Genomic DNA, 13885 nt, shown 5'->3' with positions numbered 1-13885 from the left:
ATTACGATTGCTGAATTATGATTTTTTGCCTAATCGTATTTAAAAAGCAATCATTTTTTCAAATCCCAATAAGTTTAAGTAAATTTGCGCCTTATTTTTTAAAGGTGCAAACAAAAATCATAGTTATCATTGGCGGTCCAGGAACAGGTAAAACGACTATCATCGATGGATTGGTCGCAAAAGGCCATTGTTGTTATCCAGAAATTTCGCGGGAAGTAACTTTAGAAGCAAAAAAGCAAGGAATAGAGCAATTGTTCCTTGAAAAACCTCTTTTATTTAGCGAACTATTGTTAGAAGGAAGAAAAAAACAATTCGAAAGTGCTACAAATGAACCACATGAAGTAGTTTTCATTGATCGTGGAATTCCAGATGTTCTAGCATATATGCACTACATAGGCGATAGTTATCCATCTACTTTTGATAATGCATGCAAGGAACACAAGTACGCAAAAATATTTATTCTTCCACCCTGGGAGGAAATCTACATCAGTGATGATGCACGTTATGAAAACTTCGAGCAAGCGAAATTAATCAATTCTCATCTTATAGAAACGTATCATAATTACGGTTACGAATTGATAGAAGTTCCAAAAGATACTATGGATAACAGAATTCTTTTTATATTAGAGGAAATTTCTAAATAAAATACCGGTTTAGAATTTATTTTTTGGAGATATTTTTCAATCTAATGAAACTTGTTAACTATGCCAGAAGCAGTTGCGCTACTCCAGAAATATTGGAAACACGACAAATTTAGATCCCTACAAAAAGAAATTATTACTTCAGTTTTAGGCGGCCACGATACTTTTGCAGTAATGCCAACAGGTGGTGGTAAATCCGTTTGTTTTCAGATTCCAGCTTTAATGAAAGATGGCATTTGCTTAGTGATTTCGCCATTAGTAGCTCTAATGAAAGATCAAGTCGCTAATTTACAAAAACGAAATATCAAAGCTATTGCTCTAACGGGCGGCATTCGCTCTGAAGAAATGATAGATTTACTCGACAATTGCCAATTTGGCAATTATAAATTTCTCTATGTTTCACCTGAAAGACTGCAGTCTGATTGGATTTTAGAACGGATAAAAAACCTCCCAATTAATTTAATTACCATCGATGAAGCGCATTGTGTATCGCAATGGGGACATGATTTTCGTCCAGCTTATTTAAAGATTTCTGAATTAAAAAAACATTTTCCTACTATACCTTTTTTGGCTTTGACCGCAACAGCAACGCCAAGCGTTAAAATAGATATTATCACTGAATTAGGATTGCATGAACCTCATGTTTTTGAGAAATCATTTGCAAGGGAAAATATCGCTTATATGGTTTTTGAAGTAGAAGATAAACTTTTTAGAATTGAACAAATTCTGAAAAAAAATCCACAACCTTCTATAATCTATGTTCGAAATCGCAAATCCTGTCTAGAAATTTCTTCTCAATTAAATTCTTTAGGATTTAATGCTACTTATTATCATGGAGGACTTTCGTCCAAAGAAAAGGATAAAAATATGGAGGCGTGGATGGATGAAAAAGTCCAAGTTATTGTTGCTACAAATGCTTTTGGGATGGGGATTGATAAAGCCAATGTAAAAACTGTGATTCATATACAGCTTCCAGAAAACATGGAAAACTATTATCAAGAAGCTGGAAGAGCAGGTCGAAATGGAGAAAGAGCATTTGCGCTCTTGTTGACAAATCCATCTGATATTACACAAGCCGAAAATCAATTTATAAAAATACTGCCCGATAAAAAATTCCTAAATTTGATGTATGTCAAGTTGAATAATTATTTCCAAATCGCATACGGTGAAGGAATTAACGAGAAATTTAATTTTAATTTACATCGATTTTGTTTAAAATATGAATTCCCAACCTTAAAAACGTACAACGCTTTACAATTTCTAGATCGGCAAGGTATTATCACGCTATCTCAAGAATTTTCAGAAAAGATAACACTGCAGTTTCTCATTCCCTCTAAAGAAGTTATGCGCTACATGAGTTTAAATCATAACGATGAAGAAATTATTTTAGCAATATTAAGAACCTATCCTGGAATTTACGAGATGCAAACAGCCTTTAACTTGCAATTAATTTCTAAAAAATCTAGTCACAAGGAATCAGAAATTTTAGCTGTTTTACATAAATTAAAAGAGAAAGAAATTATAGATTATCATTCGAAAAATAATGACGCTACAATACTATTTAATGAAGTACGCGAAGACGAACGGACAATAAGTCGGGTCTCTAAACATTTAGAAAACCAAAATCAGTTAAAAAAAGAACAGCTGAAAGCTGTAGTAAATTACGTAAGCGAAAAATCAATATGTAAAAGCAGGCTAATTCTTAATTATTTTGGCGAGGAGACAAGCGTAGATTGTGGTATCTGCTCGTTTTGCATTACTAAAAAAATTAAAAAGAAAGACACTAAACTTCTTTCGAAAGAGATAATAAAGCTGCTTGACGAAGATGATTTAAACTCAAGGGATATTCAAAATAAAACGAGAAGTAGTCCGGACGACGTTATCTTTGTTCTACAAGAATTATTAGAAAATGAAATAATTTTGGTTAAACCAAATAATAAATATACTTTAAAATCATAATGGAAAAATTACGAATTGTTTTTATGGGAACACCTGAATTTGCTGTAGGGATCCTAGATACTATAATTAAGAATAATTATGAAATTGTAGGTGTCATCACGGCTGCAGATAAACCAGCAGGACGCGGACAAAAGATAAAATACTCTGCGGTAAAAGATTACGCACTAGCAAATAATCTTAATTTATTACAACCAGTGAATTTAAAAGATGAAGCTTTTTTATTAGAATTAAACGCTCTTAATGCTAATTTACAAATTGTAGTCGCATTTAGAATGTTACCTAAAGTAGTTTGGGAAATGCCTACACTCGGAACTTTTAATCTACATGCCTCTTTATTGCCAAATTATCGTGGTGCTGCGCCGATAAATTGGGCTCTTATAAATGGAGAAGCCAAAACTGGAGTAACTACGTTTTTTATAGATGATAAAATTGATACGGGCGCGATGATTTTGAGTTCGCAGATTGCAATTGATGAAGATGAAAATGCAGGACACTTACACGATCGCTTAATGAATTTGGGTAGTGAAACAGTTATTGAGACCTTAAGGATGATTGAAAAAGGAAATTTAACCACCATTATTCAAAAAGATGATTCCCATATAAAAACGGCATACAAACTCAATAAGGATAATTGCAAAATTGATTGGAATAAATCAGGTGTAGAGATACATAATTTGATTAGAGGCCTAAGTCCTTATCCTGCAGCTTGGAGTTTTTTTACAGATAAAACAGAAGAATGGAATGTGAAAATTTATGAGTCAAAGATGATTTCTGAATCTCACGATTATAAAACCGGTAGTTTAATTTGCACAAAAAAGGAAATGAAAGTTGCTGTAAAGGATGGATTTATTCAAATATTTCAGCTACAATTTCCTGGAAAGAAAAAAATGAGCACAGCCGAATTACTAAATGGAATTAAATTTTCAGAGGAAGCTAATGTGCATTAACATCAACAAATGCGGGGGTAATAGAAGTTAAAGGTTAAAAAACTAATCATTTATCAACAAAAAAATTAAGTTATCAACAAAATAAATTAAATTAACATAAAACACTTGCAAGGAACGTATTTCCTACTAAATTTGTGTATTAACAATTTGTATAACCAACAATTAATAACTATTTATTATGAACAAATCAGAATTAATCGATGCTATCGCTGCTGATGCAGGAATTACAAAAGCTGCAGCAAAATTAGCTTTAGAGTCATTTTTAGGAAACGTAGGAGAGACTTTGAAAAAAGGTGGAAGAGTATCTTTAGTAGGTTTCGGATCTTGGTCTGTTTCTGCTAGAGCTGCTAGAGATGGTAGAAATCCTCAAACAGGTAAAACTATCCAAATCGCTGCTAAAAATGTAGTGAAATTTAAAGCAGGTGCTGAATTAGAAGGTGCGGTAAACTAATTCTATTCTCTTGTATATAATCAAAACCTTCCAACTGGAAGGTTTTTTTATACTTTTTATCGATTTTATTTGGCAGTATTATAATAAAAAACTTAAATTTATTAAAAAATCCAGTCTAATGATTAAAGATAAATTAAAAAAAGGATATTTGCTTATAGCAGAGCCCACTATAATAGGGGATTTAGCATTTAACAGATCCGTAATTTTATTAGCGGACTATAATGAAGAAGGTTCCGTAGGTTTTATTATAAACAAACCTTTAAAGTACACCATTCAGGATTTAATTCCAGAAATCCACGCCCGTTTTAAAATATACAATGGTGGTCCTGTAGAACAGGATAACTTGTACTTTATTCACAACATTCCAGATTTAATTCCCAATAGTATTGAAATATCTAATGGTATTTACTGGGGAGGTGATTTTGAATCCACTAAAGACCTCATCAATAGAGGAGAAATAAGCAATGATAATATCCGCTTCTTTTTAGGATATACTGGTTGGGAGGAAAAACAATTAGAGAGCGAAATGGAAAGTCACTCTTGGATCATTAATTCTAACAGCTACGAAAATAAAATAATTGGGAAATCAGCAACTCATTTTTGGAAAGATCAAATTAAAGAACTTGGTGGCGATTACTTAATTTGGTTAAACGCACCAGAAAATCCTTATTTAAACTAAATAGTTCCAATCATTTCGTTAAGTTTTTCTAAAATTTCAGCCGATCTAGTCGTCGCAAAGCTCTTTTTACGATACTGAGTAATTGGTTGTATTCCTTTAATTACATTCGTAATAAATAACTCATCAGCTTTTTGAAGATCAAATGGAGAAATAATTTCTTCAACCACTTCCAAGTTTGCTATTTTGTTTGCTAAACTAAGAATTTGCTTTCTCATTACACCATTTAAACAACCTTCGGACACTGGTGGCGTAATCAATTTATGACCCAATATCATAAAAATGTTACCTTGTAAAGCTTCGACAACGTTCTTACTGTCGTTTAATAATATGCAGTTGTCAAGACCATTCTCATCTGCAAATATACTTCCTGTAATATTAATTATTTTATTAGTAGTTTTTATAGAAGAAAGTAGCTGCTTAGTAATATAAAAGTCTTTGTATAAATCTACTTCATAAGTGATTTTCTCAAAAGAATACAACTGCTTTTCTAAACCAACAGCGCTAATTATGAAAGAGACGGTATTAATTTTGGGTAAGTAATAACCGCCATCATTTCTATATACTGTTATGCGCGCACGAGAAGAATGCGCTATTGAATTTTCATTTACAGTTGAAAGTATTTGCTCTTCGAGATATTCCATAGTAAAATTCATTGGAATTTCCATACGAACAACTCTCATCGAAGACATTAATCTAAAGTAATGATCCTCCAAGAAAAGTACTTTATTATTTAATACTTTAACCGTTTCAAAAACTCCATCACCATATAAAAAAGCACGATTTTGAGTCAGTAAATTAGCGTCCTCAGACACGATAGTTCCATTAAAATTGATCATAAAAAAGCCCTAAATAAAATTTAGGGCAAATATATGTTATAAAATATGATTTTACTAAACCGAACCTATTAGATGTTTCAAATCAGAAATTTGATTTTCCCACAATAAAGTTGCTTCGTCTACTTCATCTTTTTCAGCGAAGTCCACTACCATTAATGAGACGTCTTTAGTAAGTTCATCAACTAAAATGTGTAGTTCAAAAAAGTATTCAGTATCTTTTCCTTTATCATCAACCCATTTGAATTTCACTTTTTCGCCCGTTTTTTTAGAAGCAAGTCTTGCCTTCTCTTCTGAGTCATCCCAAATAAAAGTAAAGAACTCACCACGAGAATTCACATTATCGGCAAACCATTCAGACAAACCTGATGGAGTCGATATATATTGATACAATAATTGAGGCGAAGAATTTATAGGAAACTCGATTTCGTAACGTACTTTCTGATCCATGAGCTGCATTTAATTTTTCCGAAATATATAGAATATAACTACAAAAAGAAAGCATTTACAAAAATATATTTTTTCTTTAAAATATGTTTGCAATCTTTAATATAATTTATATATTTGCACCCGCATTCAAGGCCAACAAACCTTGAGTATTTGGCGAGGTAGCTCAGTCGGTTAGAGCGCAGGATTCATAACCCTGAGGTCACGGGTTCAACTCCCGTCTTCGCTACAAAAACAAACCCTTAAACAACAGCTGTTTAAGGGTTTTTTTGTGCTTTCAATCAAGTAAAAAAGTATATCAAAATATTAGGAGTGAGGAATTAGAGTCAGGAATTATGTCCAAATATCTTTATTTCGACAGCTCCCCTTTCAACTACCGATAAAATTTGAGGATCTATATAATACGATTCCAATACTTTTGTAGTCGAATGTGAAGTTAGTAACCCTGTTTCTTTTTGCATTACTTGATGCACCCATGTAATGTATGTTTTCCTTAAACTTTTCAAACTAATATCTTTTTCAATGCCCGCGCCATTTTTGTAATGTGTAAAAGATTTTGAAATTGAATCCATAATTGTTTTTGATTTGACTTTTCTTTCAGGTAATAAAATATAATCGTCAGTTTGCTTTTTTTCATGATAACCCATCTCCACCAGTAAGTCAAACAAATCAGAATTTATTGGAATGTATTTATACAATCCATCAACATTGAGGTTTCGCTCCACTTTTAAATTTTGGATTCTAAAGAATTTTACTCCACTAACAGATACATAAATATGACTCCAGCGCAGATCTACAATTTCTTCTCGCCTTCCACCAGTTAACAAAAACAATCTAAAACCATCTTTCAAATACGGTTTAAACATGTTTTTCCGCTCTCCTCTGCCCCCAAGAACTACAAAAGGACTAAATGTATCAACTGCCTCAAGAATTTTAATAAACTCTTCTCTGGTGACAGAATCAATATTTGTTTTTTGTATCTGTTTCCGAGAATACTTTCTAAAAGGATTCTTCATTTCAATTTCTTCAATATCTATGAGAAAATCAAAGAAACCTTTGACTCCATTCAAACATTTATTAAATGTTTTCGGATTATAATGATTATCAGCCCAAGAATAAAAATTTGATACATCTTGCCTACTAACATCTTTAATTCTAGTCAACTCAATGTTTTTATTTTTCTTTAATGTCTTAGCAAAATATTTACAAAATCGTATTAATTCTTTACGGTGTTCATTAGTAACACTCTTTTTAAATTGAGCATATTCGCTTTCACCATTTAAATATTGATTATACTTTATTATGGAATCAATAACAGAATAATCATTTCCTTCTGCCGAATCAGCTACTATTGTTTGATAATTATTGGTTATTAAGTGCTTTTCAAAATTGATAGCTTCAATTACCGCATCACTATAAATCTTTGAGTTTAATATTTTAGACTTGACACTCTTTTGAGTTCCTGGGATATGAACTCTTACTCTATACGTAAAGCTTTCAAAATGATTACATTTCGGATTATCTACTTTACATATTCTACAATAAATCTTAATTCCTTTATATTTTTTCTTTGGTAATACTAACTTATTCATTTCATTAAATCATTATATAGTTTCTCATCCTCTATATTCCTTTTCACCTTAGTGGTTGGAACGTAATCTAACTCTCCTTCTAGTTGTAAAACCAATAGTTCATACACATTCTTATCTTTAACCAGATTTCTGTATATTTTTTTCCATCTTAATGGGTATTTTAACCTTAAAGATTTTACAAAAGGTTTATCAATTTCACAGATCACTTCGATTTCGTAAACAATATTTTGTTTAGAAAATTTATGAATTCTGATTCCTCTTTTTTCTATCCATTTTTTAGCTGCTTCGCTATTAATTAACTTTAATTTCAGAGCAACTTCTCGAATTGTTAAAATTGACAAATTGCTTGACTTACTTTGATTATTTTCATTATTTTTTTTAGCATTGTAAAATGATTTTTTATCGACTTCAAGAGTTAAACTCTCATTCTCCCTATGAAACAACTCCAAAGCTTTCTCTACAGTGATTCTTCTTTTTTCATTTTCCTCTTCATTTTTCATCACGCATCTCCTTTTTTTAAAAGTAAAAGAACGTCTTGAGAGTCTTTCACTAATTAGTCATAAATCACACTTCCTTCAAAGATAGAATTGTTTTTTGTCTAAATCATAGTTGAAATATGGTGAGGATCGGAGACAATAAAAGAGTAATCTACCCTCCAAATTTTAATTCTCAGGAATAATATCCTGATTTTCCTTTAAAAGCAATTCCTTTGATTTGTCTAAAAATTCTGCTTCTTCATAAGGTAATAGTTGAAGCGCTATCTCTAACATATTCTTTATATTAGTTGGTGGAACCGGTACTTGTTTAGAACATGTTTCATCTGAATCAAGAGCTAAAATGGAGACCTTTATTAAATTAGCAACAGTAAAAAGTAAATCCAGATATCCTTCCACAACTAAGTCAACACTATATAAACCTTTCTTATGATGGTTTGATCTAAGAGTCTTAAAACTTCTTCCCGACAGTTTGCGCAATTCCTTCAATGTTTTTATGTCATTCGTTTCCATAGTTATATTGATTAAATAATATTTCTAAACATTTCGTTGTAGTAGGGTATAGGGATCTTTTATAAACATATGATGTATTTCATTCTAGTTTTTAATCTTATTTACTTCCATGATCTTTAATCTTTTGTTTTGTTATTTTAATACGTTCCTCAAATAATCTTCGAACTTCTTTTTCAGCCCAATCCACTTTTGCAAATGCTACTTCCACGGTTTTCTTACTGATTGGTTCGATTTCTGCGTTGAATTGGATTGAAGCACGAGCATTTTCCAGTTGTTCTAAGACAAACCACTCCTCTTCTTTATTTGGGTCAAATGTCTTGCCTACAGTGCTGGAAAACTTACTCAAGTCTTTTTGAAGTTTTACTAGACTGTGCTCGCCTATCCATTCTCCCGTCAGAAACCATGTGGCAAATACAAAAATTGAGCGCATTTCATGATGTATATTATAAGCTGCCATAGTATAATTTTCACATCTTAAATGAAAGTTTCGATCCCGCCCAATAACCACACTCTCTTTAAAATCAAAGCGAAACGTATCTTTAGCCTCCTTTATAAGCCGTTTGGCATTTATTTTTTTGAGGACGACAACACTGCTACTTTCATCAATACTGTAAACCAATTCGTGTTCACTACAATGCATGATAAAAAAAATATTTCCACCTCTGAGCGACTCCTTTACCCAATCTGCATTAAAAACTCGAAATGAAAACTCAGGATAGGCTTTAAAAAATTTCGAGCCGTACTCGTAAATATCTTCCCAATTATGCGGATTATTTTCACTGACAAGAACCGTGATAATACCTATGTTGATTTTCTCTTCAAGATGGCGTGAGAAATAAATGGCCTCTGTCTCAATAAGCTTAATTAAAAGTTTGGTCATTTTCTTTAATTGACTATAATTTGGATAGTCTTTCTGAGTTAAAATATTGTGGTACATAGTTCAAATTTTTAGAGTTCTTTATTATATAGATTCTCAATACGCTCCAACTCGGCTTCTACAAGTTCACAAGCTCTTTCATGGAATAGCTTGCCTCTATTCGCTAGAAGCTCAGTATCTATTCTACTTGAATTTTTCAATTTAAACCATCGAAGTGAACCTGGATGTGTTTTTAATAAATCAAAGAGTCTTTTATCTTCAACAGTAGTTTGTGGAAATATTTCAGATACAAGTGGCGTGAATATTTCACAGATTTCAAATAAATAAGCTAGTGAAAAATGATTGGGATGATATCCTAAAAATACGTTGATTAGTCCTAGACAGATTTGTTCTACAGCAATATGAATCATAGCTTCGTGAACCTCTGCACTTTCCAAAAAGTCAATTTGGTTCTGACTATTTATAAAATTGTCAGCAATTATATTTCTATTTTTCCAATAGGATCGGATATAATCGACATTACGCTTTGGAACCTCATTAAAGACTATATTCGGAGGCATGTTTTCACGCTCATACACTTTATAACCTTTGGTTAAAACCTCATGATAAAAAAATGTTTGATGCGGTGTGAGGTAATTACCCGATTTCCCTTTATGAAGTAACATCGTTACTGTATAGCGACCTTTTGTTTTGTTTTTTACAACATCACAAATATCAGAGACAGTTTTAATTATATATTGATCAGTTAAAACCAATAAATAAAAATGGGTGTTTCTTTCCTTTTTAGAACTATTTTCTAAAAAAGGATTTAAAACCGATTGGCTTTTCTTTCTCTCTCCAAAACAGTAAACACCACTTGTACTGATACTTTCAATAATAATGTTCTTAACTGTCTTTAATCCTGCGTTGTCAACTGCTTTCATAATTTTAATTTTTTAGTTAATACTAGTCCGAAAAATTGTATTTTTGTTTAATACACAGCAAGTAAGCAATAGATTGTACCGTACCGAACTAATGGGAATTGTATCTTACTAAAGCAATCTTGTTTTTTACCAATGCATTTTTTTTGACAGAATTTTAAATATCTTTGGACTATGAACACAGCAACAAAACCAAAACATATAGGCAGAAATATCAGCCGAATCAGAGAATTACGAGGAATGAAACAAGAAGCATTGGCTATTGCAATTGGCATAAGTCAACAGTCAGTTTCTAATATAGAAGCAAGTGAAACTGTAGACAACGAAAAACTTGAAGAAGTTGCAAAGGCACTTGGTGTAACTGTAGAAGCAATTAAAACTTTTTCAGAAGAAAATGTGATTAATTATTTCAATAATTTTTACGATAACAGTGCTAGTAATGGCCAAGGTGCCTTCGCTCCTATCTTCAATTTTAATCCAATAGAAAAGTTGATCGAATCTTATGACGAAAATAAAAAACTTTACGAACGTTTGGTTCAAGCCGAAAAAGATAAGGTTGAGTATTTGGAAAAATTATTGAAGGCTAAATAATCCTTTTATAAAAGATATAATTAATTCCAAGAAGAGACAGTAACAAGTCTCTTTTTTGTTTGTATAATAGACAGTAAATCTAAAAAAACTTCACAATATTTTACGATTGCGCATCAATAAAGAATAACCCCATGGATAAAACTATTAAGCTAAGAGTTAAAAAAGAAATTGATAATAAAAGTGAGCTTAAAGTTTTGAAATTAAAAGGCACTTTAATTTCGAAAGGTTACACTGAGATTATTCATATTGAAGATGAAAATACAGCGTATTATCTTAACTCATTTTCCACTTCTCCCGACAATAAAAAAGAGGTTGAAATTTTTGTTTTAGATTATATTACAGAACATGATCTTGCCGACACCGTTTCGTTAATTAAAGTAAAAGAATAAATGATTTTAGACTGCTGTAATCTTTTTCAAATCATGTTCAAAAACCTTCCTGAAAACAGTCAGAATTTTGAACATTAATTAAAATATATTCTTTTGAAAAAGTACGCTCCATTATTCAAGATCTAATAATTATTTAGGAACATTTTTCTTCTATATTGGCACAAGGGAGCGTACACTTTCAAAGACCTCTTAAATAAATATTCCTACAGCTTTAATATATCTTAAAGACGTTAAAAATATCTCGATAAAAAATCATAAAAAGTTCAGCCAAGGTATTGGACATTCATCAACTGCGAGCCCATAATGTCACCACTCATTCTTCGCTGTGCCACCCTTCGGGACTTATAGCACTCCGTTTGATGTATATCCAATTTTTTACTGCTTTCTTTTTTTTCTTTTTCTTTTGAAAAATTTACGGGCAGTCTGACTGATTCAAGTACTGCTATCTCCTTTCATTTATCGAAGTGCTATCCTAGCCGAAATATAGCTATGATTGTTTATTTCGAGCATTCGCTTTAAATTAGACTTAATCCTTTAAAAAGCTAAAAAATTGCAACGTTCCTGCAATTGGCAAGATGAACGGTTGTTAAACAACCGGATCTTGCTGCCCCACACTCGGAACTCGTGGGCAGTGACACTGAAAGGATGAAAAGAGTTTGAAAACAATGAAAATGATAGATGATGGAAGCCGAAAATTCAAACAGGACACGCATAATCGGGCTACGACTAACTCCCGAAGAATATGCAAGAATTGAACGCAAATGGAAAGCCAGTACGTGCCGAAAATTAAGTGACTACGTCCGAAAGCACCTTTTCGATAAGTCAATTGTAACTACCTATCGCAACCAATCGCTGGACGATTTTATGGAAGAAACTATAGTACTCCACAATGAGCTGAACGCCATTGGAACCAATATTAATCAGGCTGTAAAAAAACTACACACTTTGCAGCAGATTCCTGAATTCAGGAAATGGATAATTAGCTTTGATCTGGATAAAAAAATCCTTTTCAACAAAGTAGAAGAAATCAAAAAACACATTCAAAAAATTTCGGACAAATGGTTACAATCATAAAAACTAGTCATTCAATCCGCAGTATTTTTAACTACAATGAGAACAAAGTTAAAGTTGGAGTAGCTGAGTGTATCTCGGCAGGAAACTATCCTGTCGATGTTGACAAAATGAGTGATGCTTTAAAGCTAAATCGTTTTATAAAACAAATAGAATTAAACGAAAATGCAAAACGGAATAGTGTACATATTTCCCTAAATTTTGATCCGTCAGAAAATCATCCCAAAGAAAAGCTAATAGCTATTGCCAATAGTTATATGGAGAAAATCGGTTTTGGAAAACAACCATATTTAGTATACCAACATCGCGATGCAGGACACCCTCACCTACACGTTGTAACCATAAATATTGAGAGGAATGGTAAGCGGATTGATTTACATCATTTGGGAATACGGAAATCCGAACCTGCCCGTAAAGAAATTGAAGAACTCTTTGGACTCGTTAAAGCGGAAGGAAGAAAAAAGAAAGAGGAATTTATATTGCAACCTATTACTGTTGGCAAGATTCAGTATGGCCGCATGGAAACAAAGAAGGCCATATCCAACGTTTTGAATGCAGTTCTCAACCAATACAAGTACGCAAGTATTCCTGAACTAAATGCAGTTCTAAAACAGTATAATGTAATGGCTGATCGAGGCAGCGAGAATTCAAAAATATTTTTAACAAATGGATTGGTGTACCGAATTCTGGATGAACAAGGCAAACCAATTGGCGTTCCAATTAAAGCAAGTGATTTTTATAGTAAACCAACTTTAAAATTTCTAGAAGAAAAATTTAAACGTAATGAAGTTAGAAGAATAACGGACAAAATACGGCTAAAAAACGCAATTGATATTGTACTACTAAAGGAGCGAACAATGTCAACAAACCAACTGGCAAAATATTTGGAAAAAGAAGGAATCCATACTGTGTTTCGAAAAAGTGCAGAAGGCCTACTTTATGGTATTACCTATGTTGACCACAAGACTAAAAGTGTTTTTAATGGTAGTAGTTTAGGGAAAGAATACAGTGCAAAGGCGATTCAAGAACGTTGCGGATTAAAAATAACTGGTGACGAAAAAAGAAATCAGAGTCATGAAAAACTTCCCTCTAAGGAATCATTATTGTATCACCTTCAACAGCAAAAAGATTCACTCACTATTCCTGATTTGGTAAAAGTATTAGATATGCTCATTCAGGCAGAATATGCTACAGATTATTTGCCAAACCAACTGAAAAATAGAAGAAGAAAGAAAAAAAGAAAGGGACTGTCAGATAATTGAAAAAACATTTAATTCAAAAAGGATATCGTAGCCCAATCCTAAACATTCTAAAAACTACTATAATGGGCAAATTTCACTGCGCAAGCGGTACAAAATAATAATTAAGTTTTGGCAAAAAAATAAATTTAATGCCAAAACTTAATTTATTTAATTTAAAAAAAGATATATCCTTTATGGTTTTACACATTCTGCTCGAAATTATTTTCGACACCTTAGGAA

16 protein-coding genes and 1 tRNA gene are annotated in these 13885 nt (G+C 32.1%); 10 read left to right on the top strand and 7 right to left on the bottom strand.

Annotated features, from left to right (window positions below; translation table 11 throughout):
- Positions 1-104: 104 nt before the first annotated feature.
- From BC961_RS11515 to BC961_RS11495, 5 genes are all read left to right on the top strand, one after another.
- The gene (locus tag BC961_RS11515; protein WP_121926134.1) at positions 105-644 is read left to right on the top strand and encodes an AAA family ATPase; all 540 of its coding nucleotides are present in this window, start codon (positions 105-107) and stop codon (positions 642-644) included.
- Between the two features lie 60 nt (positions 645-704).
- Positions 705-2600 carry a RecQ family ATP-dependent DNA helicase gene (locus BC961_RS11510; RefSeq protein ID WP_121925996.1) on the top strand — a complete coding sequence of 632 codons (1896 nt, stop codon included), beginning with the start codon at positions 705-707 and terminating at the stop codon, positions 2598-2600.
- Positions 2600-3547: a methionyl-tRNA formyltransferase gene (fmt, locus tag BC961_RS11505; protein WP_121925995.1), complete on the top strand. Its 948-nt coding sequence runs from the start codon at positions 2600-2602 to the stop codon at positions 3545-3547. The genes BC961_RS11510 and fmt overlap by 1 nt, the downstream gene beginning before the upstream one ends.
- Before the next feature lie 178 nt (positions 3548-3725).
- Positions 3726-3998, top strand: a complete 273-nt coding sequence (locus BC961_RS11500) for an HU family DNA-binding protein (RefSeq protein ID WP_026706853.1) — start codon at positions 3726-3728, stop codon at positions 3996-3998.
- A gap of 118 nt (positions 3999-4116) precedes the next feature.
- A complete protein-coding gene (locus BC961_RS11495) occupies positions 4117-4677 on the top strand; it encodes a YqgE/AlgH family protein (protein WP_121925994.1) in 561 nt (186 codons plus the stop codon).
- Here the strand turns inward: BC961_RS11495 and BC961_RS11490 are convergent.
- Entirely contained in the window at positions 4674-5513 is an 840-nt protein-coding gene (locus tag BC961_RS11490) for an aminotransferase class IV (RefSeq protein ID WP_121925993.1), read from the bottom strand. The genes BC961_RS11495 and BC961_RS11490 overlap by 4 nt on opposite strands.
- A gap of 54 nt (positions 5514-5567) precedes the next feature.
- Entirely contained in the window at positions 5568-5960 is a 393-nt protein-coding gene (locus BC961_RS11485) for an START-like domain-containing protein (RefSeq protein WP_121926133.1), read from the bottom strand.
- 152 nt (positions 5961-6112) lie between these two features.
- On the opposite strand from BC961_RS11485, the gene BC961_RS11480 reads away from it, so the two are divergent.
- Positions 6113-6186: transfer RNA gene (locus BC961_RS11480), tRNA-Met, on the top strand.
- 97 nt (positions 6187-6283) lie between these two features.
- On the opposite strand, the gene BC961_RS11475 is transcribed toward BC961_RS11480, so the two are convergent.
- The 5 genes from BC961_RS11475 to BC961_RS11455 form a co-directional block, all read right to left on the bottom strand.
- Positions 6284-7549, bottom strand: coding sequence for a tyrosine-type recombinase/integrase (locus BC961_RS11475; RefSeq protein WP_121925992.1), 1266 nt, complete (start codon positions 7547-7549; stop codon positions 6284-6286).
- Positions 7546-8049: a hypothetical protein gene (locus BC961_RS11470; protein WP_121925991.1), complete on the bottom strand. Its 504-nt coding sequence runs from the start codon at positions 8047-8049 to the stop codon at positions 7546-7548. The genes BC961_RS11475 and BC961_RS11470 overlap by 4 nt, the downstream gene beginning before the upstream one ends.
- Positions 8050-8211: 162 nt before the next feature.
- Positions 8212-8556 carry a hypothetical protein gene (locus tag BC961_RS11465; protein ID WP_121925990.1) on the bottom strand — a complete coding sequence of 115 codons (345 nt, stop codon included), beginning with the start codon at positions 8554-8556 and terminating at the stop codon, positions 8212-8214.
- A gap of 97 nt (positions 8557-8653) precedes the next feature.
- Positions 8654-9493: a hypothetical protein gene (locus tag BC961_RS11460; protein WP_121925989.1), complete on the bottom strand. Its 840-nt coding sequence runs from the start codon at positions 9491-9493 to the stop codon at positions 8654-8656.
- An 11-nt stretch (positions 9494-9504) separates the two neighbouring features.
- The gene (locus BC961_RS11455; RefSeq protein ID WP_121925988.1) at positions 9505-10356 is read right to left on the bottom strand and encodes a hypothetical protein; all 852 of its coding nucleotides are present in this window, start codon (positions 10354-10356) and stop codon (positions 9505-9507) included.
- 171 nt (positions 10357-10527) lie between these two features.
- Here BC961_RS11455 and BC961_RS11450 point away from each other — a divergent pair, with 171 nt between their 5' ends.
- The 4 genes from BC961_RS11450 (at position 10528) to BC961_RS11435 (ending at position 13666) form a co-directional block, all read left to right on the top strand.
- Positions 10528-10944 (top strand): helix-turn-helix domain-containing protein, encoded by a 417-nt coding sequence (locus BC961_RS11450; protein ID WP_121925987.1) that lies wholly within the window; start codon positions 10528-10530, stop codon positions 10942-10944.
- A 131-nt stretch (positions 10945-11075) separates the two neighbouring features.
- Positions 11076-11333, top strand: a complete 258-nt coding sequence (locus BC961_RS11445) for a hypothetical protein (protein WP_121925986.1) — start codon at positions 11076-11078, stop codon at positions 11331-11333.
- A gap of 678 nt (positions 11334-12011) precedes the next feature.
- Positions 12012-12407 carry a plasmid mobilization protein gene (locus tag BC961_RS11440; protein ID WP_211331318.1) on the top strand — a complete coding sequence of 132 codons (396 nt, stop codon included), beginning with the start codon at positions 12012-12014 and terminating at the stop codon, positions 12405-12407.
- On the top strand, positions 12392-13666 hold the full coding sequence (locus BC961_RS11435; RefSeq protein ID WP_121925985.1) for a relaxase/mobilization nuclease domain-containing protein: 1275 nt from the start codon (positions 12392-12394) through the stop codon (positions 13664-13666). Before BC961_RS11440 ends, BC961_RS11435 begins: the two co-directional genes overlap by 16 nt.
- Positions 13667-13885 lie beyond the last annotated feature (219 nt).

Origin of the sequence: Flavobacterium weaverense, from assembly GCF_003688495.1 — a bacterium.
Taxonomy (GTDB): Bacteria; Bacteroidota; Bacteroidia; order Flavobacteriales; family Flavobacteriaceae; genus Flavobacterium; species Flavobacterium weaverense.
The sequence above is the reverse complement of the archived record's forward strand: the minus strand, read 5'-3'. Positions and strand labels throughout refer to the sequence as shown.

Bases quoted from the DNA above. Each gene is read 5' to 3' on its own strand.
- BC961_RS11510 (WP_121925996.1), top strand. From the start codon at position 705: ATGCCAGAAGCAGTTGCGCTACTCCAGAAATATTGGAAACACGACAAA.
- fmt (WP_121925995.1), top strand. From the start codon at position 2,600: ATGGAAAAATTACGAATTGTTTTTATGGGAACACCTGAATTTGCTGTA.
- BC961_RS11500 (WP_026706853.1), top strand. From the start codon at position 3,726: ATGAACAAATCAGAATTAATCGATGCTATCGCTGCTGATGCAGGAATT.
- BC961_RS11495 (WP_121925994.1), top strand. From the start codon at position 4,117: ATGATTAAAGATAAATTAAAAAAAGGATATTTGCTTATAGCAGAGCCC.
- BC961_RS11490 (WP_121925993.1), bottom strand. From the start codon at position 5,513: ATGATCAATTTTAATGGAACTATCGTGTCTGAGGACGCTAATTTACTG.
- BC961_RS11485 (WP_121926133.1), bottom strand. From the start codon at position 5,960: ATGGATCAGAAAGTACGTTACGAAATCGAGTTTCCTATAAATTCTTCG.
- BC961_RS11475 (WP_121925992.1), bottom strand. From the start codon at position 7,549: ATGAATAAGTTAGTATTACCAAAGAAAAAATATAAAGGAATTAAGATT.
- BC961_RS11470 (WP_121925991.1), bottom strand. From the start codon at position 8,049: ATGAAAAATGAAGAGGAAAATGAAAAAAGAAGAATCACTGTAGAGAAA.
- BC961_RS11465 (WP_121925990.1), bottom strand. From the start codon at position 8,556: ATGGAAACGAATGACATAAAAACATTGAAGGAATTGCGCAAACTGTCG.
- BC961_RS11460 (WP_121925989.1), bottom strand. From the start codon at position 9,493: ATGTACCACAATATTTTAACTCAGAAAGACTATCCAAATTATAGTCAA.
- BC961_RS11455 (WP_121925988.1), bottom strand. From the start codon at position 10,356: ATGAAAGCAGTTGACAACGCAGGATTAAAGACAGTTAAGAACATTATT.
- BC961_RS11450 (WP_121925987.1), top strand. From the start codon at position 10,528: ATGAACACAGCAACAAAACCAAAACATATAGGCAGAAATATCAGCCGA.
- BC961_RS11445 (WP_121925986.1), top strand. From the start codon at position 11,076: ATGGATAAAACTATTAAGCTAAGAGTTAAAAAAGAAATTGATAATAAA.
- BC961_RS11440 (WP_211331318.1), top strand. From the start codon at position 12,012: ATGATGGAAGCCGAAAATTCAAACAGGACACGCATAATCGGGCTACGA.
- BC961_RS11435 (WP_121925985.1), top strand. From the start codon at position 12,392: ATGGTTACAATCATAAAAACTAGTCATTCAATCCGCAGTATTTTTAAC.